This is a genomic window from Kineococcus rubinsiae, assembly GCF_011839805.1.
Classification (GTDB): domain Bacteria; phylum Actinomycetota; class Actinomycetes; order Actinomycetales; family Kineococcaceae; genus Kineococcus; species Kineococcus rubinsiae.
Window position 1 is genome coordinate 15,828 of record NZ_VWPY01000030.1, and the last position, 22,185, is coordinate 38,012.

The window sequence follows — 22,185 nt, forward strand, 5'->3', positions numbered from 1 at the left end:
GGCCCAGCCTACGGGCCGACCGCGCCCCCGCCCGCCGCGCGGGTCGCGGCGATGCGGGCGAAGTCCGCGACGTCGAGCTGCTCGCCGCGCTCGGAGGGGTCCACGCCCGCGGCCCGCAGCGCCTCCTCGGCGGCGGTGGGCGACCCGGCCCAGCCGGCCAGCGCGGCCCGCAGCGTCTTGCGGCGCTGAGCGAACGCCGCGTCGACGACGGCGAAGACCTCCTCGCGGGAGGCGGTCGTCACGGGCGGCTCGCGCCGGGTGAGGGCGACGAGGCCCGAGTCGACGCGGGGCACCGGCCAGAACACCGGGGGCGGCACGGAGCCGGCGCGCACGGCGGACGCGTACCAGGCCGTCTTGACGCTGGGCACGCCGTAGGTGCGGCTGCCGGGCGGTGCGACGAGGCGGTCGGCGACCTCGGACTGCACCATGACCAGGCCCCGGCGCAGCGTCGGGAAGCGCGACAGCATGGTCAGCAGGACCGGCACGGCGACGTTGTAGGGCAGGTTCGCCACGAGCGCCGTGGGCGGCGGCCCGGGCAGCTCCTCCACGCGCAGCGCGTCGGCCGTGACGACCTCGAGCTGCGTGCCCTCCCGGGCGCGGCCCGCCGCGGTGCGCGGCAGCTCCGCGGCCAGGACGGGGTCGATCTCGACGGCCACGACCCGGTCGACGGCCTCGAGCAGCGCGAGCGTCAGCGAGCCGAGGCCCGGGCCCACCTCGACGACGACGTCGTCCGCGGTGAGCCCGGCGACCCGGACGATGCGCCGCACCGTGTTGGCGTCGACGACGAAGTTCTGGCCGAGCGTCTTGGTCGGGCGCACCCCGAGGCGGGTGGCGAGCTCCCGGACGTCGGACGCGGTGAGCAGGAAGCTCAGAGCTTCCTCCCGCACACGGGCCACTGGCCCCGGCCGGAGCGCTGGTAGAGGATCTGCGCGCGGTTGGTCTGCTCCGCCGCGGACGCCTGGCTCGGGAGCCCGCTGCCGCCGACGGCGCGCCACGTGCTGACGCTGAACTGGTACAGACCGTGGTACAGCCCGTTGCTGGAGACGATGCGCGGGTTGCCGCCGGACTCGCAGGCCGCCAGGGCGCCCCAGTTGAGCCCGTCCGAACCCGTCGCGGGCGCGCTGCCGCCGCCCGAGGACGAGGAGGCGGCCTTCGGCGCGGGCGCGGGCGCCGGGGCCGGCTTGGCCTTGGTGCCGACCTGCACGACCTCCTCGACCGGGGCGACGTCGACGACCTCGCCGGCGACGTCGTGCTGGGCGCGGACGCCGTCACGGGTGACGTCGTCGAACGTCACGGTCTTGGAGCCGTCGACGCCCTCAGTGACGACCTTCCGCTCCCCGGTGAAGAGGGCGTCGGTCTTCTCGGTGCGGCTGCCGTGGGGCAGGTCGACGACCTCGGTGCTCTGGCTGCGGTCGATGCGCACGACCTGCAGGCGCAGGCCCGCGGTGACCGCGTCGGTGACGGGTGCGGAGACCTCGTCGCCCTCGCGGACGCTCACGCCGGTCTCGCTCAGCAGCCCGGCCACGTCCTTCGCGGTGCTGGTGACCTGGCGCTCGGCGCCGTCGGCGACGACGGTGACCGGCTTCGGGGTGACGACGTCAAGCGCGAGGCCCTGGCGGCCCAGCGGCTCGGAGCGCGACGCGGAGAGCTTGGCGCCGTCGGCGCGGACCCCGAGGTCGGCCAGCGCGTCGTCGACGGTGTGCGCGGTCGTCCAGAGGACCTGCTGCTTCCCGTCGACCGTGAGGGTCAGCTCGCGGCCGTAGCGCACGACGATCTCGGCGCCGTCCGTCAGCTTCGCGTCGGCGGCCGGCGCGACGATGTCGTGCGGGCCCACGGTGACGCCCTCGGCATCCAGAACGTCGCCCACGGTCCCCGCGAACGTGCTGACCTGCGAGGTGGCGCCGTCGGCGTCGAGCGTGACGTCCTTGTCGAAGGTGGTGAAGGCCACCGTGCCGCCGACGACGGCGACCAGGGCGGTGCCGCCGGCCACGAGGCGCGCGGTGCGGGAGCGGGGCAGCTTGGCGGAGAGCGTGGGAGCCACGGGGTTCCTAGCGACGATGGTCCCGGGCACGAGACGGGCGCACGCGCAGCCGAGGACCTCCCCGCAGGCGCGGGGACGACGGTTCGGACATCCCGGGCGGACCCCTCCCCCGGGACACGGGGCACCGCGGGACCGTCTCCGGTCGCGCCTGCTCCGCCTCGCGTGTCACCCGGATGGTCTCGACCCCGGCCGACTGGGCGGGACCGTAACCCGCCCGAGACCCCGCCGACAAGTTCCCGTGATCGCCGCGGCCCCACGTCAGCAGATCACCGACGGTCACCAGGTTCCGTAGACCGCCTCGGTGTTCGCGGCGAGGGCGCCGCACAGCTCGTCGAGGTCGCAACCGAGAGTGTTCGCCATGCTGCGCACCGTGATCGGCACGAGGTAGCTCGCGTTCGGCCGGCCCCGGAAGGGCGTCGGCGTGAGGAACGGCGCGTCGGTCTCCACGAGGATCCGGTCCCGGGGCGCGGCCCGCAGCGCCTCGCGCAGCGGCTCGGCGTTCTTGAACGTCACCGTCCCCGCGAAGGACAGGAAGTACCCCGCGTCCGCGCACGTCCGGGCCATGGCCGCGTCGCCGGAGAAGCAGTGGAAGACGGTGCGCTCGGGCGCGCCCTCCTCGGCGAGGATCCGCAGGACGTCGTCGTGGGCGTCCCGGTCGTGGATCTGCAGGGCCAGGCCCAGCTCCTTGGCGATCGCGATGTGGCGGCGGAACGACTCCTGCTGGGTCGCCACCCCCTCGGGCGGGGTCCGGAAGTAGTCCAGCCCGGTCTCGCCGACGACCCGGACGCGGGGGTGGCGCGCGAGCTCGCGGATCTCGTCCAGGGCCGCGTCCAACTCGCCCGCCGCGGCCAGCGACGGCGCCTCGTTGGGGTGCAGGGCGACCCCGCCCAGCAGCTGCGGGTGGCGGTCGACGGCTTCGACCGTCCAGCGGGCGGCGGGCAGGTCGCAGCCGATCTGCACCGCGCGGGGCACGCCCGCGGCCGCCGAGGCCGCGAGCAGGTCCTCGACCGAGGTGTCGTCGTCGGAGTCGGCGATGTCCAGGTGGGTGTGGTTGTCCACGACCTCCACGGACAGCGGCTCGGGCGCCGGCGGGCGCTCGAGGTCGCGCCGCCGGCCCCCCTCGTCGCTGCCGACGCGCGAGCGCGGGACGGCGTCGCTCACTCCGCCGGCCGCAGGCGAGCGAGCTCCTCCTCGACGACCGCCGCGACGTCGAGCTTGGTGAAGACGGGCGTCGGGGCCGCGACCGGCGTCCCCGGGACGATCGGCACGCGGCCCCACGCGGGCAGCGTCTCGCCGCGGCGGTAGTCGCCCGTGAGGATCGGGTAGGGCCGGCCGTCGTCGAGGTCGGTGACCTCCTCCAGGCGCGGCATGGGCGACACCGTGCCCGTGCCGCCCAGCGCCTCGTGCACGGCCTGCGAGGACGCGGGCAGGTACGGCGAGAGCTGCGTCCGGCAGTCGGAGACGGCCTGCGCCGCGACGTGCAGGACGGTGGCCATCCGCTCGGGGTCGGAGTTCTTGATCTTCCAGGGCTCCTGCTCGGTGAGGTACTTGTTCACCTCACCGACCACGCGCATGGCCTCGGCGACCCCGGCGCGCTGGCGGTGCGAGCCGATGAGGGTGCCGACCGAGTCGAACCCCGCCTCGGTCGCCGCGAGCAGCGTCCGGTCGGCGTCGGTCAGCGTCCCCGCGGCCGGGATCGCCCCGAGGTTCTTGGCGATGAGGCTCGCGGTGCGGTTGACCAGGTTGCCCCAGCCCGCGACGAGCTCGGAGTTCGTCCGGGTCGCGAACTCCGACCACGTGAAGTCGGAGTCGTTGTTCTCCGGGCCGGCCGCGGAGATGAAGTACCGCAGCGCGTCCGGCTGGTAGCGGGCCAGCACGTCGCGGACGTGGATGACCACGCCCCGGCTGGAGGAGAACTGCTTGCCCTCCATGGTGAGGAACTCGCTGGCCACCACCTCGGTGGGCAGGTTCAGCGAGCCGAACCGTCCGGGCTCGCCGCCGTGCGCGCCCCTGCCGTCGTAGGCGAGCAGCTCCGCGGGCCAGATCTGGGAGTGGAAGGTGATGTTGTCCTTGCCCATGAAGTAGTACGACTCCGCGGACGGGTCGGTCCACCACGCCTTCCAGGCGTCCGGGTCCCCCGTGCGGCGCGCCCACTCCACCGACGCCGACAGGTAGCCGATGACGGCGTCGAACCAGACGTACAGCCGCTTGGCCGGGTTCTCCTCCCAGCCGGGCAGCGGGACGGGGATGCCCCAGTCGATGTCGCGCGTCATGGCGCGCGGCTTGAGGTCCTCGAGCAGGTTCAGGGAGAACTTCAGGACGTTGGGCCGCCAGCGGCCCGTCTCGCTGCGCCCGGCCAGCCACTCCCCCAGCGCCTCGGCCAGCGCGGGCAGGTCGAGGAAGAAGTGCTCGGTCTCCACGAACAGCGGCGTCTCGCCGTTGATGCGGCTGCGCGGGTTCTTCAGCTCGATCGCGTCGAGCTGGTTGCCGCAGTTGTCGCACTGGTCGCCGCGCGCGCCGTCGAAGCCGCAGATCGGGCAGGTGCCCTCGACGTAGCGGTCCGGCAGCGTGCGGCCCGTGGACGGCGAGATCGCGCCCATGGCCTTCTTCGCCACCATGTACCCGTTGCGGTGCACCGTGCGGAACATCTCCTGCACGACCGAGTAGTGGTTGGCGGTCGTGGTGCGCGTGAACAGGTCGTAGGCCAGGCCCAGGCCGTGCAGGTCCTCCGCGATGACCCGGTTGTAGCGGTCCGCGAGCGCCTGGGGCGTCACGCCCTCCTGCTCGGCCTGCACGAGGATCGGCGTCCCGTGCTCGTCGGTGCCCGAGACCATGAGGACGTCGTGACCCGCCATCCGCATGTACCGGCTGAACACGTCGGAGGGGACGCCGAAGCCGGCGACGTGGCCGAGGTGACGGGGGCCGTTGGCGTAGGGCCAGGCCACCGCGGAGAGGACGTGGGTCATGCAGCGATCCTAGGGCGGTGCCGGAGGGACGCGTCCGGGGCCGTCAGTGCCAGTGCGGCGGGCGGGAGCGCCGGCGCGGGGCGCCGTCCCAGTGCGCGAGCGGCTCGGAGTGCCACCACCAGTCGGGGTCGTGCTCGATGCCGGGCAGGTCCGCGCGCCCGGTGACGGCCAGCAGCACGTCGGCGGGCCCGGCCGAGGCCAGGGCGGGCGCCGCCCACGGGAAGACGCGGCGCACCGTGCGGTCGCAGACGTCCGCGGGCAGCTCCAAGCGGACGTCGAGGGCCCCGGCCGCGTCCCGGCCGTGCACGAGCACCTCGGTGACGGCCATCCCGGCCCACCCGCCGGCGTCCGCGAGGCCGCTGGGGTGCCAGGCCCGCTCGTCGCCCAGGTCGCGCAGGGCCGCGGCGAGCACGGCCGCGGCGCCCGCGACGTCGGCGAGCTGCTCGGCGGGCGCGACCGGCCGGCCCTCGCGCAGCGGGGAGCGCGGGCCGGTGGCCCGCGTGGCGACGAGCGCGGCGTAGAAGAGGAGGGCGTCGGCGACGTGGCTGACGCTGCGGGCGGCGCTCCAGCGGGTCGGCCGGGCGGGACCCTCCCAGCGCGCGTCGTCGTCGGGGCGCTCGGCGAGCGCGCCCAGGGCGTGGGCCGCGGTGACGACGTCGCCGGGCGGCACGTCGGGCGCCGGCTCCGGCCCGGGTCTCACGGGTCTCACGGCGCTCACGGGGCGGGGACGGCCCGGGCGGCGGGCTCGTCCTGCTCCCCGGCGGTCCCCTCGTCCCCGACGGTCCCCGCGACGGAGCCGGCTCCAGGCTCGGCACCACCCGCGCCCAGCTCGGTGAGGGCGGCGCGCATCCGGCGCACGGCCTGGGCGATCCGCTGCTCGTTCTCGATGAGGGCGAAGCGGACGTGGCCCTCGCCGCCGGCGCCGAACCCGACGCCCGGCGAGACGGCGACGTCGGCCTCGGTGACGAGCAGCTTGGCGAACTCGATGCTGCCGAGGTGCGCGTACGGCGCCGGGATCGGCGCCCACACGAACATCGTGCCGCGCGGCGCGGGGACGTCCCAGCCGATGCGCGCCAGGCCCTCGACCAGCGCGTTGCGCCGCGACTCGTACACGGCGTTGACCTCGGCGGGGTAGCCGGCGGCCTCGTTCATCGTCACGGTGGCCGCGATCTGCACGGGCTGGAACGTGCCGTAGTCCAGGTAGCTCTTGAGCTTCGCCAGCGCCCCGACGACCTCGCGGTTGCCGGCCAGGAAGGCCACCCGCCAGCCGGCCATCGAGAACGACTTGGTCATGGAGTACAGCTCGACGGCGCAGTCCTTCGCGCCCTCGCACTGCAGGATCGAGGGGGGCCGCCAGCCGTCGAAGGCGACGTCCGCGTAGGCGAAGTCGTGCACGACGACGACGTCGCGCTCGCGCGCCCAGTCCACCAGCCGCTGCAGGTCGGCCAGCTCGGCCGTCGCGGTCGTCGGGTTGTGCGGGAAGGAGCAGACGACGACGCGCGGCCGCGGCCAGCCCTGCTCCCACGCGTCGATGACGCCGTCGACGTAGGCGGCGCCGCCCGCGGTGCCGGCCCCGATCGGGACCTGGCGGGTGTCGGCGCCCGCGAAGTAGGGCCCCCACAGGTGGATGGGGTACGACGGCGTCGGGACGATCGCCGCGTCACCGGGCTGCAGCAGCACCCACATGAGGTGGCTGAAACCCTCCTTGGCGCCGATGGTCGAGATGACCTCGGTCTCCGGGTCGAGCTCGACGCCCCACTGGCGCAGGTACAGGGCAGCGGCGGCCTCGCGCAGCTTCGGCAGCCCGCGGCTCGCGGAGTAGCGGTGGTTGCGGGCGTTGCCCGCGGCCTCGGCCAGCTTGTCGACCGCGATCTGGGGCGAGGGGATGTCGGGGTTGCCGAAGCCCAGGTCGACCACGTCGCGGCCGGCGCGGCGGGCCTGCACCTTCAGCGTGTCGATGATGGTGAACACGTAGGGCGGCAGGCCGGGGATGCGTCGGAACTCCACGCCTCCACCGTACGGCCCGGGGGCACCGCCGCCCCAGCGCCTCCGCGCCGCCCGCGGCGCGTCCGGGGGCCGTTCCGGGGCCCGAGTCCTGACGGGCGGTGCGGCCCGGCGCGACGTAGCGTCGCGGCATGAGTGAGAACACCGCCCCGGACCCGACGCAGAACGCCGAGAAGGACCCCGAGACCTGGGTGACGGGCGACGAGCCCATGACCGGACCGCAGAAGAGCTACCTGGAGACCCTCGCCCGCGAGGCGGGGCGCGAGGTGCCCGCCGACCTCGACAAGGCGCGCGCGTCCGAGATGATCGACGAGCTGCAGAAGGAGACCGGCCGCGGGGCCTGAGCCGCGACTGACCAAGAGACCGGCCGGAGCGCTCGCGCACCGGCCGGTCCTGCGTTCCCCCGGACCCCGCGCCGCGCGGCTGGCACGATCTGGGGATGAGCGGCAGCCTGCTGGTGGACGTGGTCGTCGACGCCGCCGACCCCGCGGGCCTCGCGCACTGGTGGGCGCAGGCGCTCGAGTGGCGCCTCGGCTACCGCGACGAGCACGAGGTCGACGTGGACCCGCCCGAGGGCGAGCCGGGCGTGCCCCTCGTCTTCGTCCCGGTCGGCGGACCCCGCACGACGCGCAGCCGCCTCCACCTCGACCTCGACTCCTCCTCCCCCGCCGAGCAGCGCCAGACGGTCGAGCACCTCCTGCACCTGGGCGCCACGCCCGTCGACGTGGGACAGGGCGACGTGCCGTGGGTGGTGCTGGCCGACCCGGAGGGCAACGAGTTCTGCGTCCTCGAACCCCGCCCCGAGTACGAGGGCACCGGCCGCGTGGCGGCCCTCGTCGTCTCCGCCGTGGACGCCCCGGCGCTGAGCCGGTTCTGGGCCGCGGCCGCCGGCTGGGACCCCGTGCCCGGAGCCGGACCGGTGCCGGCGCTGCGCCGCGGCGGCGCGGGCCCGTTCCTGGAGTTCGTCGGGGGCGCCGGTCCGCACACGGTCAAGAACCGGTGGCACCTCGACCTCCGCGCGCGGCGCGGGGGGCGCGGCCGCGACGCCGTCGTGCGGGAGCTGCTGGCCGCAGGAGCGCGCTCCGTCGACATCGGTCAACGCGGTGTGACGTGGGACGTCCTGGCCGACCCGGAGGGCAACGAGTTCTGCGTGCTGGCCGGCGAGGTCTGAGGACCGGCCGGCGCCACCCCACCGGCTGATTCCGGGCACTCACCGGAGTTGCCTTGCAACGCAGCGGAGTACATTCACCCGTTCACACCGCTTTCGCCGCGGGACCGCCGCGCGGGGTGTCACTCTTCCCCGGTGAACACCGGACGAACGCGCGCCGACGCGACGGCGAACCCCCGGTCGGTCGCCTCGCGCGCGACGCTGCTCCGGGGTTTCCGGCTCCCGGGTCGCTGGACGCCCGCACTGCTCGGGGTCATCGCGGTGCTCTCCGTGCTCAGCGTGCTGTCGCAGGTCCTCAAGTACGGCCTCGACCTCGACCTCGAGGGGCTGAACAGCTTCGAGCGGTGGTTCTTCGTGGACCGGGAGATGGGCGTCCCCGCCTGGTTCTCGACCATCCTGCTGTTCGTCGCGGGTGAGCGGCTCTGGCGCCTCGCCTCGCACGAGAAGGCGGCCGGCTCCCCGTGGCACCGGCACTGGCGCCTGCTCTCGGCGACCTTCGTCTACCTGTCCCTGGACGAGCTGACCGAGCTGCACGAGCAGGCGATCCTGCCCCTGCGCGCCCTGCTGGACACCTCCGGCGTCCTCACCTTCGCGTGGGTGGTCCTGGCCGTGCCGCTCGTCGCCGTGTTCGGGCTCGTCTTCCTGCGGTTCCTGCGGGCGCAGTCCGCCGTGACGCGCTGGACGTTCGTGCTCAGCGCCGTCGTCTACCTCGGCGGCGCCGTGGGCATGGAGATGGCCGGGTCCCCGCTCTACAACGCGGCCGCCGTCCCCGTCACCACCACCGTCGTCACCGACGGCGGCACCCCCCAGGTGAGCGAGACCGTCGTGGTCCACGACGTCCCCTACGCCTTCGTGGTCGGGCTCGAGGAGGGCCTGGAGATGCTGGGTGCCCTGCTGTTCCTCGGCGCCGTCACCACGGTGGCCGTGGAGAAGCGGCGCTCCTCGCCGACCGCGCTACCGATCGTCGCGGGTGCCCCCGTCGGCCGGCACGTCCGCGCCTGAGCACCCCTGCACCTCGTCGGCCGCGCGGCCGGACCCCCGGGTCCGGCCGCGCGGCCGCTGTGCGTCGACCCCCGCCCGCGGCCCCCGACCGGCGGGCCCGGGTGAGCGGGGTCAGGCCCGGCCGGTCCCCGCGGTGCTCTCGCGGACCTCGAGGTGGTGCGTCGCGGTGAGCAGCCGCGGCGGCCCCTCGACGCCCGCGAGGCGGTCGACGAGCAGCCCCAGCGCGAGGTCGGCCATCACAGCGCGGTCGAGGGCGATCGACGTGAGGGTCGGCGACGTGTAGCGCGACTGCTCGACGTCGTCCACGCCGAGGACGGCGACGTCCTCGGGCACGCGACGCCCGAGCTGGCGCAGGGCGTGCAGCGCGCCGTAGGCCAGCAGGTCGTTGGCGGCGAAGACGGCGTCGACGTCGGGGTGCGCGGCGAGCAGGGTCAGGGTCCCCTCGTAGCCGTGGCTGCGCTCCCACTCGGGCGTCACCCACGCCAGGCGCGGGTCGACGGGCACGCCGTGCGCGCGCAGGGCCTGCTCGTAGCCGGCGACGCGCTGGGCGACGACGGGTGAGCGGACCGGCTCCTTGTCCCCGAGGAAGGCGATCCGGCGGCGGCCGCGCTCCAGCAGGTGCCGGGTGCCGAGCTCACCCACCCCGACCGAGTCGATGGTGACGCGGTCGATGCCCGAGCCGTCGCCGTGCTCGCCGATGAGGACGGCGGGGGTCGAGTCGCGGCGGCGCGCGAGCTCCTCGACCGGCATGGACAGGGGGACGAAGACGAGCCCGTCCACGAGCCGGACCGGGAACCCCGCCGCCACCTCGCGCTCGCGCTCGGTCTCGCCGTCGGTCTGCTCGACGAGCAGCGTCAGGCCGCGCGCGCGGGCCGCGGTCACGAGCGTGGAGGTGAGCTCGCCGTAGTAGGGGCTCGTCACGTTGGGCACGGCCAGGGCGACGAGGCCCGTGCGCCCCTGCCGCAGCTGCCGGCCGATGCCGTTGGGGCGGTAGTCGAGCTCGTCGATCACGGCGCGGACGCGCTCGCGCATCGCCGGCCGCACGTGGGGGTGGTCGTTCACCACGTTGGAGACGGTCTTGATCGAGACACCCGCGGCGAGGGCGACGTCACGCAGCGTCGTCGCACGGGAGGCAGGCACCGCCGCATCATGCCACCGAGCGCTTGACGTCACCCCGACTTTGGGGGCAGGGTGCGTTCCAACGTTGTAAAGTCAACGTGGTCCCCGGCGCCGCGGTCCCCTCCGGGCGTCGACGACGAGGTCCCACGGAGGTCGAGGATGACCGGCAGACCACCGCCGCGCCGCCCTGTCCGCACGGGCGGCCCCGGCCCGCGCTGACCTGCGGCGCCACCGCGATCACCAGCAGCACCACCGCACCCCTCAGCACCGGAAGGAAACCCGTGCGCAACGCCCGACTCACCCTGGACCCCGCGTTCACCGTGGCCCCCGTCCCCCGCCGGCTCTTCGGCTCCTTCGTCGAGCACATGGGCCGCTGCGTCTACACCGGCATCTTCGAGCCGGAGCACCCCACGGCGGACGAGGACGGTTTCCGCACCGACGTCCTGGAACTCGTCAAGGAGCTCGGCCCGACCGTCGTGCGCTACCCCGGCGGGAACTTCGTCTCGGGCTTCGACTGGGAGGACTCGGTCGGCCCGCGCGAGCAGCGCCCCCGCCGCATCGACCGCGCCTGGCGCTCCGTGGAGACCAACCAGTTCGGTCTCGCGGAGTTCGACGCGTGGGCCCGCAAGGCCGGCACCGAGCCGATGATGGCCGTGAACCTCGGCACCCGCGGCATGCAGGACGCCTGCAACCTGCTGGAGTACTCCAACCACGCCTCGGGCACCAAGTACTCGGACCTGCGCGTCGCGCACGGCTCGACGGACCCGTTCGGCATCAAGCTGTGGTGCCTGGGCAACGAGCTCGACGGCCCCTGGCAGACCGGCCACAAGACGGCGCACGAGTACGGGCGCCTCGCGGCCGAGACCGGGCGCGCCATGCGCCAGATCGACCCGGACATCGAGCTCGTCGCGGTGGGTTCCTCCAGCCGCTCGATGCCGACGTTCGGCGCGTGGGAGAGCACCGTCCTGGAACTGGCCTACGACACCGTCGACTACGTGTCGCTGCACGCCTACTACCAGGAGGACGACGACACGCGCGACGCGGGCAGCTTCCTCGCCTCGGCCGTCGACATGGACCTGTTCATCGAGCAGGTCGTCGCCACGGCCGACGCCGTGCGCGCCCGCGGCAAGCACTCGAAGTTCATCAACCTGTCCTTCGACGAGTGGAACGTCTGGTACCAGAAGCGTCCCCACCACGGCGAGGGCGTCCAGCCGTGGGACGTCGCCCCGCGCGTCATCGAGGACGAGTACTCGATCACGGACGCCGTCGTCGTCGGAACCCTGCTGAACTCCCTGCTGCGCCACTCCGACCGCGTCACCATCGGCGCGCAGGCGCAGCTCGTCAACGTCATCGGCCTGCTGCGCAGCGAGCCGGGCGGGGACGCGTGGAAGCAGAGCATCGCGCACCCGTTCGAGCAGATGCGCCGCCTGGCCACGGGAACCGTGCTGCGGGTCGCGAGCTCGAGCGACAAGTACTCCACCACCGACTTCGGTGACGTCGACGTCGTGGACGCCTCCGCGACCTACGACGAGGACACCTCGACCGTGTCGCTGTTCCTCGCCAACCGCGACCTGGAGGACTCCGCGACCGTGACCGTGGACCTGCGCGGGTTCGACGTCTCCCGCGTCGTGACCGCCAAGGTCCTGGCCGCGACCGAGGGCCAGACCCGCGACACGACCAACGCCACGGGCGCGCACGACCAGGTGGGCCTGCGCCCGCTGCAGGACGCCACCGTCACCGACGGCGTCGCGAGCGTCGTGCTGCCGCCCCTGTCGTGGGCGGTCGTGCAGGTCGCCAAGGCCTGAGTCGCTGCGACCCCCCGGGGCCCCGTCGCGCGTGCCCCTCGGCACGCGCGGCGGGGCCCCGTCGCGTCCGGGGACTCCTCCCGCCGGCCGCGCCCCCGCGCCGCGCCGGCGGGCGGCGAGCGGCGGACCGGGTGAAGCTGTTCCGCGTGGACCTGATCCGGCTCCCCGGGACCTACCCCGCCCAGGGGGACACCCGGCTGCTCGCCGACACGCTGCGGGAGAGGGCGCTGGCGCCCGCGCGCCGCGTCCTGGACGTCGGCACGGGCGGGGGCGCGCTGGCCCTCGCCGCGGCCGCCGAGGGGGCGGCGTCCGTGACCGCCGTCGACCTCTCGCGCCGCTCCGTGGTGACCGCGAAGCTGAACGGCCTGCTGCACCACGCCCACCTGGACGTGCGCCGCGGCGACCTGTTCGAGCCCGTCGCCGGGGAGCGCTTCGACCTCGTGCTCGCCAACCCGCCCTACGTCCCGGCCGCGACCGACGCCCTCCCCCGCCACCGCTCGGCCCGCTGCTGGGACGCCGGCGTCGACGGCCGCGCCCTGCTGGACCGCCTGTGCGCCGGGGTGGGCGACGTGCTGGCCGAGGACGGCGTCCTGCTGCTCACGCAGTCCGTGCTCGCCGACGAGCAGCTCACGGTGCGCCGCCTGCAGGAGGCGGGGCTCCAGGCCGAGGTGGTGGCGCGCCGGCCGGAGCCGTTCGGCCCCGTGATGCGCCGGCGGGCCGCCCTGCTGCGCGAGCGCGGGCTGCTGCCCCCCGACGCCGACCACGAGGAGCTCGTCGTCGTCGAGGCGCGGGCCGTCGCCGTGCCCGTCGCGGACCCGCCGCCCGCCACCCCCGCGCGCCGGGGCCCGGTCCTCGACCTGCGCGACGGCCACCGCCCCGTCGGCGTGGACCCCGCCCTCGTGAACCCCGTCCTCGTGGACCCCGCCCTCGACGAGGAGCGGCGGGACGCCTCGCGGCGGGAGGCCGGACGTGCCCGCTGACCGCGCCCCGCGCCGCGTCCGCATCACGGGCGACGGGCCGATCCTCCTCGAGGGCCCCGTCGAGGTGGACCTGCCCGACGGGCGCCGCGTCGTCTCCGAGCGGCCCGTGACGGCCCTCTGCGTCTGCGGCAGCTCGAAGCGCTACCCGTTCTGCGACACCAGCCACCGCCGCCGCGTCCGCGCGGAGCCCGAGGAGGAGCGATGACCACCACCAGCGCAGCGGTCCGCACGAGCGGTCCCGCGCTGCCGCAGGCCCGCGGCCCCCTGTCCGCCGCCGTCCTGCACGCCCTGCGCGGCGGCGGGGCCGACGCGGCCGCGCTGCGGGGCGACGTCGCGGCGGCCGACCCCTTCGGCGACGACCTGCAGCTGGCGCTCTGCGCCTGCTACGAGCTGCACTACCGGGGGTTCGCCGGCGTGGCGGACGACCTCGAGTGGGACCCGGACCTGCTGGCGCTGCGCCGCGACCTGGAGCGGGTCTTCCTCGCGGCGCTGCGCGCAGCCGTGGCGGGCGGGGACGACCTCGCCGGGGAGATCGACGCCCTGCTCGTCGAGCACGTCGACGCACCCGGGGTCTCCGCGCACCTGCGCAAGCACGGCGAGCTGTGGCAGTTCCGCGAGTACATCGCGCTGCGCTCGATCTACCACCTCAAGGAGGCCGACCCGCAGGCCTGGGTCATCCCACGCCTGGAGGGCGAGGCCAAGGCCGCGCTCGTCACCGTCGAGCACGACGAGTACGGCGCGGGGCGCGGGGACCGCATGCACGCGCAGCTGTTCGCCGACATGATGCGCGAGCTGGGGCTGTCCGACGACTACGGCCACTACCTCGACGTGGCGCCCGCGGCCGTCCTGGCCGAGGTGAACCTCATGTCGCTCTGCGGGTTGCACCGCTCGCTGCGCGGCGCGCTGGTCGGCCAGTTCGCGGTCGTGGAGCTCACGTCGTCGCCCGGCTCCGACCGACTGGTGCGGGCGGCGAAGCGGCTGCGCTGCGGCCCCGCCACGGAGGGGTTCTACGCCGAGCACGTCGAGGCCGACGCCGTGCACGAGCAGGTCGTGCGGCACGGCATCATCGCCCCGCTCGTCGCGGCCGACCCCGCGATGGCCGCGGACGTGGTCTTCGGCATGCAGGCCACGGCGGTGCTCGACGAGCGGCTGTCGGAGCACCTGCTCGCGTCCTGGGCCGCGGGGCGGTCGGCGCTGCTGCGGCCGCTGGCCGACGGCCGGGCCGTCCCGCCGGTCTGAGCGGGAGCGCTCAGATCCACCCGAGCCGGCGCGCGGTGACGACGGCCTCGTGCCGGTTCGCCGCGCCGAGCTTGCCGGTGGCCGAGGACAGGTGGTTGCGGACCGTCCCGGGCGACAGCGACACCTTCGCGGCGATCTCCTCGATGCCCGCGCCGTCGGCCGCGAGCTCCAGGACGTCGGCCTCGCGCGGGGTCAGCGGGCTCTCGCCCGCGGCGATCGCGTCGGCCGCGAGTTCCGGGTCGACGTAGCGGCCGCCGCGCGCCACCGTGCGGATCGCGTCGGCGAGCACGGCGCCGGACGCCGTCTTGGGCAGGAACCCGCGCACACCGAGCTCCAGCGCCCGCTTGAGGTAGCCGGGCCGGCCGTGGCTCGTGACGATCATCGTGCGGCAGCCCGGGACGCCCGCGTGCACGGCCTCGGCGACGGCCAGCCCGTCCGCCCCCGGCATCTGCAGGTCGAGCACCGCGACGTCGGGCGACACCTTGCGCGCCACCGCGATCGCCTCCGGCCCGGACGCCGCCTGCCCGACCACGACGATGTCGTCCTGCAGGTCGAGCAGCCCGGCCACGGCGCTGCGCACGAGGTGCTCGTCGTCGGCGAGCAGCACCCGCACGGGGGCGCTCACGCCGGGACCGCCGTCGCGTCGGCCGGCAGCTGCGCGCGCAGGACGAAGCGGTCCCCGTCGCGGCCGGCGGTGACGGTGCCGGCGAGCGGGCGCAGCCGCTCGGCCAGCCCCGCGAGCCCCGAGCCCGTGCCGGCGGGCGAGCCGTCCACCGGCCTGTCGTTCTCCACGAGCACCTCCACGCGTCCGTCCGAGGCGGCGACCCGCAGCCGGCACCACGTGGCGGCGGAGTGCCGGACCACGTTGGTGACACCCTCCCGCACGACCCACGCCACGGCGGTCCTCGCCGTGGGCGAGATCCCGTCGGTGCGGGCCTCGACCGTGCAGCGCACGCCCGCCGAGGCCAGCAGCGCGGCGGACCCGTCGAGCTCCGTGGCCAGGTCGACCCCGCGGTAGCCGCGCACGACGGCCCGGACCTCGCGCAGCGAGTCCTGCGCGATGCGCCGGACCTCCTCGGCCCGCTCGACGGCCTCGGGCCGGCCGCGCCGGGCGAGCTCGGCGACGAGGTCGCTCGTGACGGCGATCGCGGCGAGGTCCCGGCCCACGACGTCGTGCAGGTCGCGGGCGAAGCGCAGCCGCTCCTCCGCGACGGCGAGGCGCGCCCGGTCCTCCTCGGCGCGCGCGAGCCGACGCACGACGTCGACGATCCAGAGCGAGACGGCCACGGTGCCGGCGGCGCCGCAGAACAGCGCGGTGAACCCGGCGAGGAAGGGCACGACGAGCCGCGCGCCCTCGGCCGGCGCGTCGGAGACCGCCGTGATCAGCACGGCCCCGAGCACGGAGGCGGGCACCCACCGGCGGGCGCCCCAACCGCCCAGCGGTGCGACGGCCAGCGCCAGCACGCACCCGAGGACGGGCCCGCGCACGTTCTCCGACGTCGTGAAGCACAGCAGCACGGCGACGAGCGTGAGGGCCGCCCACACCACCCGCCCGCGCCGCCCGAGGGGGCGCTCGCGGACCCGGCGGTCCAGCACGACCGAGGTCACGACCGTCTGCAGCAGGGTCGCGGCGAGCAGCGCGACGACGACAGCGTCAGGCACGGAGTCCGGGACCTGCGGCCAGAGCCCCACCCAGGCGGCCGCGACGACGACCACGAAGACGGGCGGCAGCGAGGTGCGGGTGTAGAGGACGACCCGGCTGACGTCGTCGGTCTGCGCCCAGCGCCCCCGCCACCGCCCCGGGCCGCGCCCCGTGCCCACGCGCCCCGTCTGCACGCGTCCGGTGTCCACGCGGCCCACCCTGCCAGCCGCGGGGTGCCCGCCGGCGCTCACGGGCGCGGCGACCAGCGGAACCAGCGGGTCACGGCGAAGGCGCCCAGGACGGTCCAGGCTCCGCAGGTGAGGAGCTGCCCGACGGCCTCCTTCCCGTCGACGGCGCCGGCCCAGCCGGCGCGGACGAGCTCCAGCACCGCGGCCAGCGGCGTGAGCTCCGCGACCGCGGCCGCGGCCGGCGGCAGGCTGTCGAGGGGGACGACCAGGCCCGCGCCGAGCAGGCACACGGCCAGCACCGGCAGGCTCGTGAGCTGCGCGGACTCCACGGTGCGGGTGGCCGCCGCCGTGACGAGGCCGACGAGGCAGAACAGGACCGCGCCGAGCAGCAGCCCGGCCAGGGCGAGGAGCGGGGCCCCGGGCAGCGGCAGGCCCAGCACGGCGGCGGCGAGCGCCGTGAGCAGGACGCCCTGCGCCGCGGCGAGGACGAGGGGCGGCGCGCACAGGGCCGCGAGGACCTCCCCGTCGGAGCACTCCCCGGTCCGCAGCCGCTGCAGCACGCCGTCCTCGCGGCGGGCGACGGCCGTGCTCAGCACCGTGTAGAAGACGACGAGGAGCAGGAGCGTCCCGGTCAGCAGGCTGACGACGGCCGCGGCGCCGTCGGCGGTCCGCAGCCGCTCCCCGCCCGTGGTGGCCAGCAGCGCCACCAGGCCCAGCGGCAGCAGCGTCGCGGAGAAGAGCAGGGTCCGGTTGCGCCGCAGCAGGACCACCTCGGCCCGGGCCAGGGACCAGCTGCGGCGCAGCACGTCCCGGCGGCCGGGCGCGGCCGGGACGGGGACGGGCGGGACGGGGGCGGTCGGGTGGGCGGCGGGTGCGGTGGTGCTCACGGGAGGACCTCCTGGTCGGTGCGGGCGAGGGCGAGGAACGCGGTCTCCAGCGACGCCGGGGTCGCGCGCAGCTCGGCGAGCTCGACGCCGGCGTCGTCGGCCCAGCGCAGGACGCGGGAGGCGGTGCGCTGCAGGTGGCTGGTGCGCACGACGACGTGGCGGCCGTCGAGCGCGGACGTCTCGCCGCCGTCGAGGACGGCGGCGGGCGGGGAACCCGCCGCGGCGAGCCAGCGGATCTCGGCGCGGTGGGTCGCGACCACCTCCTCGAGCGTCCCCTCCGCGACGATGCGGCCGCGGTGCAGGACGGCGAGCCGGTCGGCGAGCTCCTCCGCCTCCTCGAGGTGGTGGGTGGTCAGCAGGACGGCCGTGCCGCCGGCGACGAGGGCGCGCACGAGGTCCCAGACGCGGCGGCGGCTCTCCGCGTCCAGACCCGTCGTCGGCTCGTCGAGCAGGAGCAGGTCCGGCGTCCCGAGCAGGGCGAGGGCCAGGTCGAGGCGACGGCGCTCGCCCCCGGACAGCGCCTTGACCGCGACGGGGCCGCGGTCGAGCAGGTCCAGGGCGGTGAGGACCTCCTCGACCGGGCGGGGACGGCTGAGCGTGCCCGCCCACATCCGCGCCGCCTCGGCCACGGTCAGCTCGCCCGGCAGGCCGCCGGACTGCAGGACGACGCCCGTGCGCGGGCGGACCAGGCGCCGCTCGCGCACGGGATCGTGCCCGAGGACGCGGACCGTCCCGGCGCTCGGGCGGGCCAGCCCGGCGACGACGTCGACCGTGGACGTCTTGCCCGCGCCGTTGGTGCCGAGGAGGGCGAACACCTCTCCCGGGCGGACGCTGAAGCTGATGCCGCGCACCGCCTCCGCGCCCGAGGCGAACGAGCGCCGCAGGTCGGTGACGTCGACGGCGTTCGCGCCGGGCCCGCCGGGCGGCGGGGTGGCGGGTCGCGGGGTGGCGGGGCGCGGGGAGGCGGGGCGGTGGAGGAGCCCGTCCAGGTTCGTCATGCGTCCAGCCTGGGTGCCGACCGGGGCCGCGGCCCGTGCCGTCGTGCACGAGTTCCCGGCCGGCGCGCACGGTCGACCCGTGAGGCCTGTCACGGGTCCCGCGAGCCCACCCCGGCCGGACCGACCCGGCCCAGCCCTGCTCAGCCCGGGCCGCTCTACTGGGCGGATGCGCCCGGCCTTCGTCCTGCACGACCACCGCCGCCCGCGCCCGCACCTCGACCTGCGCCTGGAGGAGGACGGCGTGCTGCGCTCGTGGGCCGTGCCCCGCGGGATGCCGACGACCCCGGGCGAGAACCGCCTCGCGATCGCCGTGCCCGACCACGCGATGGACCACCTGACCTACACCGACGCCGACAAGTCCATCGCCGACACGGGGTGGTGGGAGGAGCACGACCGCACCGAGCGCCGGCTGCTGTTCACCCTGCACGGCAGCGAGTCCCGCCGGTACGCGCTGATCCGCACCGGGCAGGGCTGGCTGCTGCACCTGACGAAGGACCAGCCGCCGGGGTGAGCGCGGGCCGGCGTCAGCCCGCGGGCGGGTCGTCCCCCGCGGCCCCCGCGCCCCGTCCCTGGGGCCACCGGCGCTCGGAGAAGTGCCGCACGACGTGCAGGAGGGTGGCGCGGAACTCCTCCGCGTCGTGACCGCTGCCGCCGAGGACGTCGGCGAGCAGGTCGTCCGCGCTCGTGGAGCCGACGACGGCCGCGAGCGCGCGCCGGCCCTCGTCGGTCGCCGTGACGACGCTGCGGCGCCGGTCGGCGGGGTCGCGCTCGCGGAGCACCTGGCCGTGCTCCTCCATGCCGCGCAGCATCCGGCCCATCGTCTGCTCCTCGAGACCCGAGCGGCGGGCGAGCTCGCGCTGCGTCGCGGGCCCCGCGGCCAGCAGGTGCAGGATCACGAGCCGGGAGTGGGTGAGGCCGTAGCCGGTGAGGACGTCGTCCCAGGCGTGCTCGACGAGGCGGGCCGCCGTGGACAGCAGCCGTCCCGTGGGCCACTCGTCGCCCTCGCTCACGGTCCACCTCCTCCCGCCCGCCGGCCCGGCGCCGACCCCGCCACCTTCCCGGACTGGATTCCGCGGCGCGCACCGGGTACAACACTAAGCATGGTGAGCAATCGGCGGCGGCGGTCCGTCCTGATCCGCGTCGGCCTCGGCCTGCTGGGCGTCCTGTGGCTGTTCCTGGCCTCGCAGGGCGGCCCGGCGATCGGGAGCCTGTCCTCGGTGCAGAGCAACGACGCCTCGACGTTCCTGCCCGCCGACGCCGAGTCGACGCGGGCGGCCGACGCCGTCCGCGGCCTCGAGGCGACGGGCACCCTGCCCGCGTTCCTGCTCGTCGAGCGGCCGTCGGGCGTGACGCCCGCCGACCTCGCCGCCGCGCAGGAGCTCAGCGCCGGGCTGCCGACCCTGGCCGCGGGCGACGAACCGCTGCAGACCTACCTCGCCGGCGAGGCGAGCCCGCCGGTCCCGTCGCAGGACGGCAAGGCCGTCCTCGTCGCGGTCTCGCTCGACGCGGCCGCGGTCACCGCCCCGGGCGCCGACGGCGAGACCCCCCTGGCGACGGTCGTCGACGCGCTGCGCTCGGCCGCCCTCGCGCAGTTCCCCGGCGCGCAGACGTGGGTCACCGGCCCCGCCGGGCTGAGCGCCGACCTGTCCTCCGCGTTCGGCGCCATCGACGGCGTCCTGCTGTTCGTGGCCCTCGGCGCGGTGCTGGTCATCCTCGTCCTGGTCTACCGCTCCCCCGTCCTGCCGTTCGCCGTGCTGCTCACCTCGGTGTTCGCGCTCTCGCTCGCGGGCCTCGTCGTCTACCACCTCGCCGCGTCCGACGTCCTCGCGCTGAACGGGCAGAGCCAGGGGATCCTCTCGATCCTCGTGGTCGGCGCCGCCACCGACTACGGGCTGCTGCTCGTGTCCCGCTACCGCGAGGAGCTGCGCCTGACCGCCTCCGCCCGGACGGCGCTGTGGCGGGCCTGGCGCGCTGCGCTGGAACCGATCGCGGCGTCCGGGGCCACGGTCGTCATCGGCCTGCTGTGCCTGCTGCTGAGCTCCCTGAACTCCAACCGCTCCCTCGGCCCGGTCGCCGCGATCGGCATCGTGGCCGCCCTGCTCTCCGCGCTGACGTTCCTGCCCGTGCTGCTGCTGGGCGGGCGCTGGCTGTTCTGGCCGCGGATCCCGCGCGCCACCGCCGCGGCCCCTGCCGGAACTACCGCCGGAACTCCCGATGAGATCCCCGCGACCACCGTCGCGACCCCCGCGCGCCCCGCCCGCCGCGGGATCTGGGACCGCGTCGCCGGCGTCGTGGAGCGGCACGCCCGGCGGACGTGGATCGTCTGCGCGGTCGTCCTGGCGGCGTTCGCGGCGTTCTTCCCGACGTTCCAGGCCGACGGCGTGAGCCAGTCGGACACGTTCCTCTCCAGCGTCGAGTCGGTCGAGGGCAGCCAGGTCCTGGCCGAGCACTTCCCGGCCGGGTCCGGGGAACCCGCGGAGGTCGTCGTGGCCGCGGCGGACGCCGGTGCCGCCACCCGGGTCGCGGGTTCCGTCGCCGGCATCGACTCCGTGGCCGCCGGCCCGGCGAACGCGACGACCGCCGTCGTGAACGCGGTCCTCTCCGACGGCCCGGACTCCCCCGCGGCCACCGAGACGGTGCAGCGGCTGCGCACCGCCCTGGCCGGCGCGGACGTCCCCGCCCTCGTGGGCGGTACGACGGCGACGCAGCTCGACACCCTCGACGCGGCCCGCCACGACCGCGCGCTGATCATCCCCGTCGTCGGCGCCGCCGTGTTCGTCGTGCTGGTCCTGCTGCTGCGCTCGATCCTCGCGGCCGCCGTGCTGATGGCCTGCACGGTGCTCTCCTACGCCGCGACCGTCGGCATCGCGGCCCTGGTGTTCGACCACGTGCTGGGGTTCCCGGGCGCGGACCCGGTCGTGCCGCTGTACGCGTTCGTGTTCCTCGTCGCCCTGGGGGTCGACTACTCGATCTTCCTCATGACGCGGGTGCGGGAGGAGTCCGTGCACCACGGGACCCGGGTGGGGACCCTGCGGGGCCTCCGGGCCACGGGCGGGGTCATCACCTCCGCGGGCGTCGTGCTGGCCACGACCTTCGCGGCCCTGGCCGTGGTGCCGCTGCTGTTCCTGGCGCAGATCGCGTTCCTCGTGGCCTTCGGCGTCCTGCTCGACACCCTGCTCGTGCGCTCGTTCCTCGTCCCGGCCCTCGCGCACGACCTGGGCGACCGCGTGTGGTGGCCGTCACGGCTGCGGCCCAGCGGATCCGGCGCCGCACCCCGCGCCGCGCGCCACCGCACGGCGGGGTGAAGGATGCGGGCGTGAGCCCCTACCGCTACGTGGCCCTCGGCGACTCCCTGACGGAGGGCATGGTCGACGCCACCCCCGACGGCGGGTACCGCGGCTGGGCCGACCGGCTCGCGGAGCACCTCGACGCCCCGCTGCGCGCCGCGGGGGAAGCGCCGCTGGAGTACGCGAACCTCGCGGTGCGCGGGCGGCTGCTGCCCGAGATCGTCGCGCAGCAGGTCCCGCAGGCCGTGGCGCTGCGGCCCGACCTGGTCAGCCTCGTCGGCGGGGGCAACGACCTGCTGCGGCCCGGCAACGACCCCGACAGCATGGCGGCGCTCTTCGCCGAGGCGGTCGCCACGCTCACGGCGACCGGCGCGCACGTGCTGATCGGGACCGGCTTCGACACGCGCACCGCGACCCTGCTGCGGCGCAACCGGAACGCCGTGGCCATCTACAACAACCACCTGTGGGGCATCGCCCGCCGGTACGGCTGCAGCGTCCTGGACCTGTGGAACCTCGAGGCCCTGCACGACCGCCGGTCCTGGGGCGAGGACCGCATCCACCTGTCGTCGGCGGCGCACGCGACCGTCGCGCTGGCGGCGCTGGAGGCGCTGGGCCGCGAGCGCCCCGAGGGCGCGCCGGACCACCGCGACCCCCTGCCCGCCGCCCTCGCCCGCGCGCGCCGCGAGGTGTGGCAGGACGACCTGCGGTGGGGCCGCGTGCACGTCCTGCCGTGGGTGGGGCGCCGGTTGCGCCGCACCTCCTCGGGGGCGCACCGCACGGGGAAGCGGCCCGACCCGCTGCCCCTCGGCGACCAGCCCGTCGGCGACCAGCCCGTCGGCGACTGAGCCGGCCCGCCCCG

22 protein-coding genes are annotated in these 22,185 nt (G+C 75.8%); 10 read left to right on the forward strand and 12 right to left on the reverse strand.

Translation table 11 applies throughout. The features are described 5' to 3' along the window. Window positions 1-8: 8 nt before the first annotated feature. The 6 genes from rsmA to F1544_RS14515 form a co-directional block, all read right to left on the reverse strand. Entirely contained in the window at window positions 9-896 is an 888-nt protein-coding gene (gene rsmA / locus F1544_RS14490; RefSeq protein WP_167586561.1) for a 16S rRNA (adenine(1518)-N(6)/adenine(1519)-N(6))-dimethyltransferase RsmA, read from the reverse strand. Beyond that, entirely contained in the window at window positions 869-2,041 is a 1,173-nt protein-coding gene (locus F1544_RS14495) for a resuscitation-promoting factor (protein ID WP_167586564.1), read from the reverse strand. The genes rsmA and F1544_RS14495 overlap by 28 nt, the downstream gene beginning before the upstream one ends. Before the next feature lie 276 nt (window positions 2,042-2,317). Next, on the reverse strand, window positions 2,318-3,202 hold the full coding sequence (locus F1544_RS14500; RefSeq protein WP_167586566.1) for a TatD family hydrolase: 885 nt from the start codon (window positions 3,200-3,202) through the stop codon (window positions 2,318-2,320). After that, window positions 3,199-5,007: a methionine--tRNA ligase gene (gene metG / locus F1544_RS14505; protein ID WP_167586568.1), complete on the reverse strand. Its 1,809-nt coding sequence runs from the start codon at window positions 5,005-5,007 to the stop codon at window positions 3,199-3,201. Before metG ends, F1544_RS14500 begins: the two co-directional genes overlap by 4 nt. Before the next feature lie 43 nt (window positions 5,008-5,050). Further along, a complete protein-coding gene (locus F1544_RS14510) occupies window positions 5,051-5,707 on the reverse strand; it encodes a maleylpyruvate isomerase N-terminal domain-containing protein (protein ID WP_167586570.1) in 657 nt (218 codons plus the stop codon). A 14-nt stretch (window positions 5,708-5,721) separates the two neighbouring features. Further along, on the reverse strand, window positions 5,722-7,014 hold the full coding sequence (locus F1544_RS14515; RefSeq protein ID WP_167586572.1) for an aminotransferase class I/II-fold pyridoxal phosphate-dependent enzyme: 1,293 nt from the start codon (window positions 7,012-7,014) through the stop codon (window positions 5,722-5,724). 128 nt (window positions 7,015-7,142) lie between these two features. Between F1544_RS14515 and F1544_RS14520 the strand changes: the two genes are divergently transcribed. The 3 genes from F1544_RS14520 to F1544_RS14530 all read left to right on the forward strand — a co-directional run bounded on the left by F1544_RS14520 (window position 7,143) and on the right by F1544_RS14530 (window position 9,181). Beyond that, window positions 7,143-7,355 carry a DUF3072 domain-containing protein gene (locus F1544_RS14520; RefSeq protein WP_167586574.1) on the forward strand — a complete coding sequence of 71 codons (213 nt, stop codon included), beginning with the start codon at window positions 7,143-7,145 and terminating at the stop codon, window positions 7,353-7,355. Between the two features lie 95 nt (window positions 7,356-7,450). Then, window positions 7,451-8,182 (forward strand): VOC family protein, encoded by a 732-nt coding sequence (locus F1544_RS24635; RefSeq protein ID WP_167586576.1) that lies wholly within the window; start codon window positions 7,451-7,453, stop codon window positions 8,180-8,182. Window positions 8,183-8,314: 132 nt separating this feature from the next. After that, window positions 8,315-9,181: a DUF8692 domain-containing protein gene (locus F1544_RS14530; RefSeq protein WP_167586578.1), complete on the forward strand. Its 867-nt coding sequence runs from the start codon at window positions 8,315-8,317 to the stop codon at window positions 9,179-9,181. Window positions 9,182-9,292: 111 nt separating this feature from the next. On the opposite strand, the gene F1544_RS14535 is transcribed toward F1544_RS14530, so the two are convergent. Then, on the reverse strand, window positions 9,293-10,321 hold the full coding sequence (locus tag F1544_RS14535; RefSeq protein WP_167586580.1) for a LacI family DNA-binding transcriptional regulator: 1,029 nt from the start codon (window positions 10,319-10,321) through the stop codon (window positions 9,293-9,295). Window positions 10,322-10,581: 260 nt separating this feature from the next. Here F1544_RS14535 and arfA point away from each other — a divergent pair, with 260 nt between their 5' ends. The 4 genes from arfA (at window position 10,582) to F1544_RS14555 (ending at window position 14,324) form a co-directional block, all read left to right on the forward strand. Next, entirely contained in the window at window positions 10,582-12,105 is a 1,524-nt protein-coding gene (gene arfA / locus F1544_RS14540; RefSeq protein WP_167586582.1) for an arabinosylfuranosidase ArfA, read from the forward strand. Window positions 12,106-12,251: 146 nt separating this feature from the next. Further along, complete coding sequence (locus F1544_RS14545; RefSeq protein ID WP_308470090.1) at window positions 12,252-13,085, forward strand: HemK2/MTQ2 family protein methyltransferase; 834 nt, start codon at window positions 12,252-12,254, stop codon at window positions 13,083-13,085. Next, on the forward strand, window positions 13,075-13,290 hold the full coding sequence (locus tag F1544_RS23590) for a CDGSH iron-sulfur domain-containing protein (protein WP_167586584.1): 216 nt from the start codon (window positions 13,075-13,077) through the stop codon (window positions 13,288-13,290). Before F1544_RS14545 ends, F1544_RS23590 begins: the two co-directional genes overlap by 11 nt. After that, window positions 13,287-14,324, forward strand: a complete 1,038-nt coding sequence (locus F1544_RS14555; protein WP_167586586.1) for an iron-containing redox enzyme family protein — start codon at window positions 13,287-13,289, stop codon at window positions 14,322-14,324. Before F1544_RS23590 ends, F1544_RS14555 begins: the two co-directional genes overlap by 4 nt. Before the next feature lie 10 nt (window positions 14,325-14,334). Here F1544_RS14555 and F1544_RS14560 read toward each other — a convergent pair whose 3' ends face one another. The 4 genes from F1544_RS14560 to F1544_RS14575 are packed head-to-tail and all read right to left on the reverse strand — an operon-like array spanning window position 14,335 to window position 18,039. After that, window positions 14,335-14,949: a response regulator transcription factor gene (locus F1544_RS14560; RefSeq protein ID WP_167586587.1), complete on the reverse strand. Its 615-nt coding sequence runs from the start codon at window positions 14,947-14,949 to the stop codon at window positions 14,335-14,337. Further along, window positions 14,946-16,175, reverse strand: coding sequence for a sensor histidine kinase (locus F1544_RS25875; protein WP_167586589.1), 1,230 nt, complete (start codon window positions 16,173-16,175; stop codon window positions 14,946-14,948). The genes F1544_RS14560 and F1544_RS25875 overlap by 4 nt, the downstream gene beginning before the upstream one ends. A 38-nt stretch (window positions 16,176-16,213) precedes the next feature. Beyond that, the gene (locus tag F1544_RS14570; protein ID WP_167586592.1) at window positions 16,214-17,041 is read right to left on the reverse strand and encodes an ABC transporter permease; all 828 of its coding nucleotides are present in this window, start codon (window positions 17,039-17,041) and stop codon (window positions 16,214-16,216) included. Beyond that, window positions 17,038-18,039 carry an ABC transporter ATP-binding protein gene (locus F1544_RS14575; protein WP_167586595.1) on the reverse strand — a complete coding sequence of 334 codons (1,002 nt, stop codon included), beginning with the start codon at window positions 18,037-18,039 and terminating at the stop codon, window positions 17,038-17,040. The genes F1544_RS14570 and F1544_RS14575 overlap by 4 nt, the downstream gene beginning before the upstream one ends. Before the next feature lie 166 nt (window positions 18,040-18,205). Between F1544_RS14575 and F1544_RS14580 the strand changes: the two genes are divergently transcribed. Beyond that, entirely contained in the window at window positions 18,206-18,550 is a 345-nt protein-coding gene (locus tag F1544_RS14580; protein ID WP_167586598.1) for a DNA polymerase ligase N-terminal domain-containing protein, read from the forward strand. A 13-nt stretch (window positions 18,551-18,563) separates the two neighbouring features. On the opposite strand, the gene F1544_RS14585 is transcribed toward F1544_RS14580, so the two are convergent. Then, a complete protein-coding gene (locus F1544_RS14585; RefSeq protein ID WP_167586601.1) occupies window positions 18,564-19,049 on the reverse strand; it encodes a MarR family winged helix-turn-helix transcriptional regulator in 486 nt (161 codons plus the stop codon). 90 nt (window positions 19,050-19,139) lie between these two features. Between F1544_RS14585 and F1544_RS14590 the strand changes: the two genes are divergently transcribed. Further along, entirely contained in the window at window positions 19,140-21,344 is a 2,205-nt protein-coding gene (locus F1544_RS14590) for an MMPL family transporter (protein ID WP_167586604.1), read from the forward strand. 11 nt (window positions 21,345-21,355) lie between these two features. Continuing rightward, the gene (locus tag F1544_RS14595) at window positions 21,356-22,171 is read left to right on the forward strand and encodes an SGNH/GDSL hydrolase family protein (protein ID WP_308470091.1); all 816 of its coding nucleotides are present in this window, start codon (window positions 21,356-21,358) and stop codon (window positions 22,169-22,171) included. Window positions 22,172-22,185 lie beyond the last annotated feature (14 nt).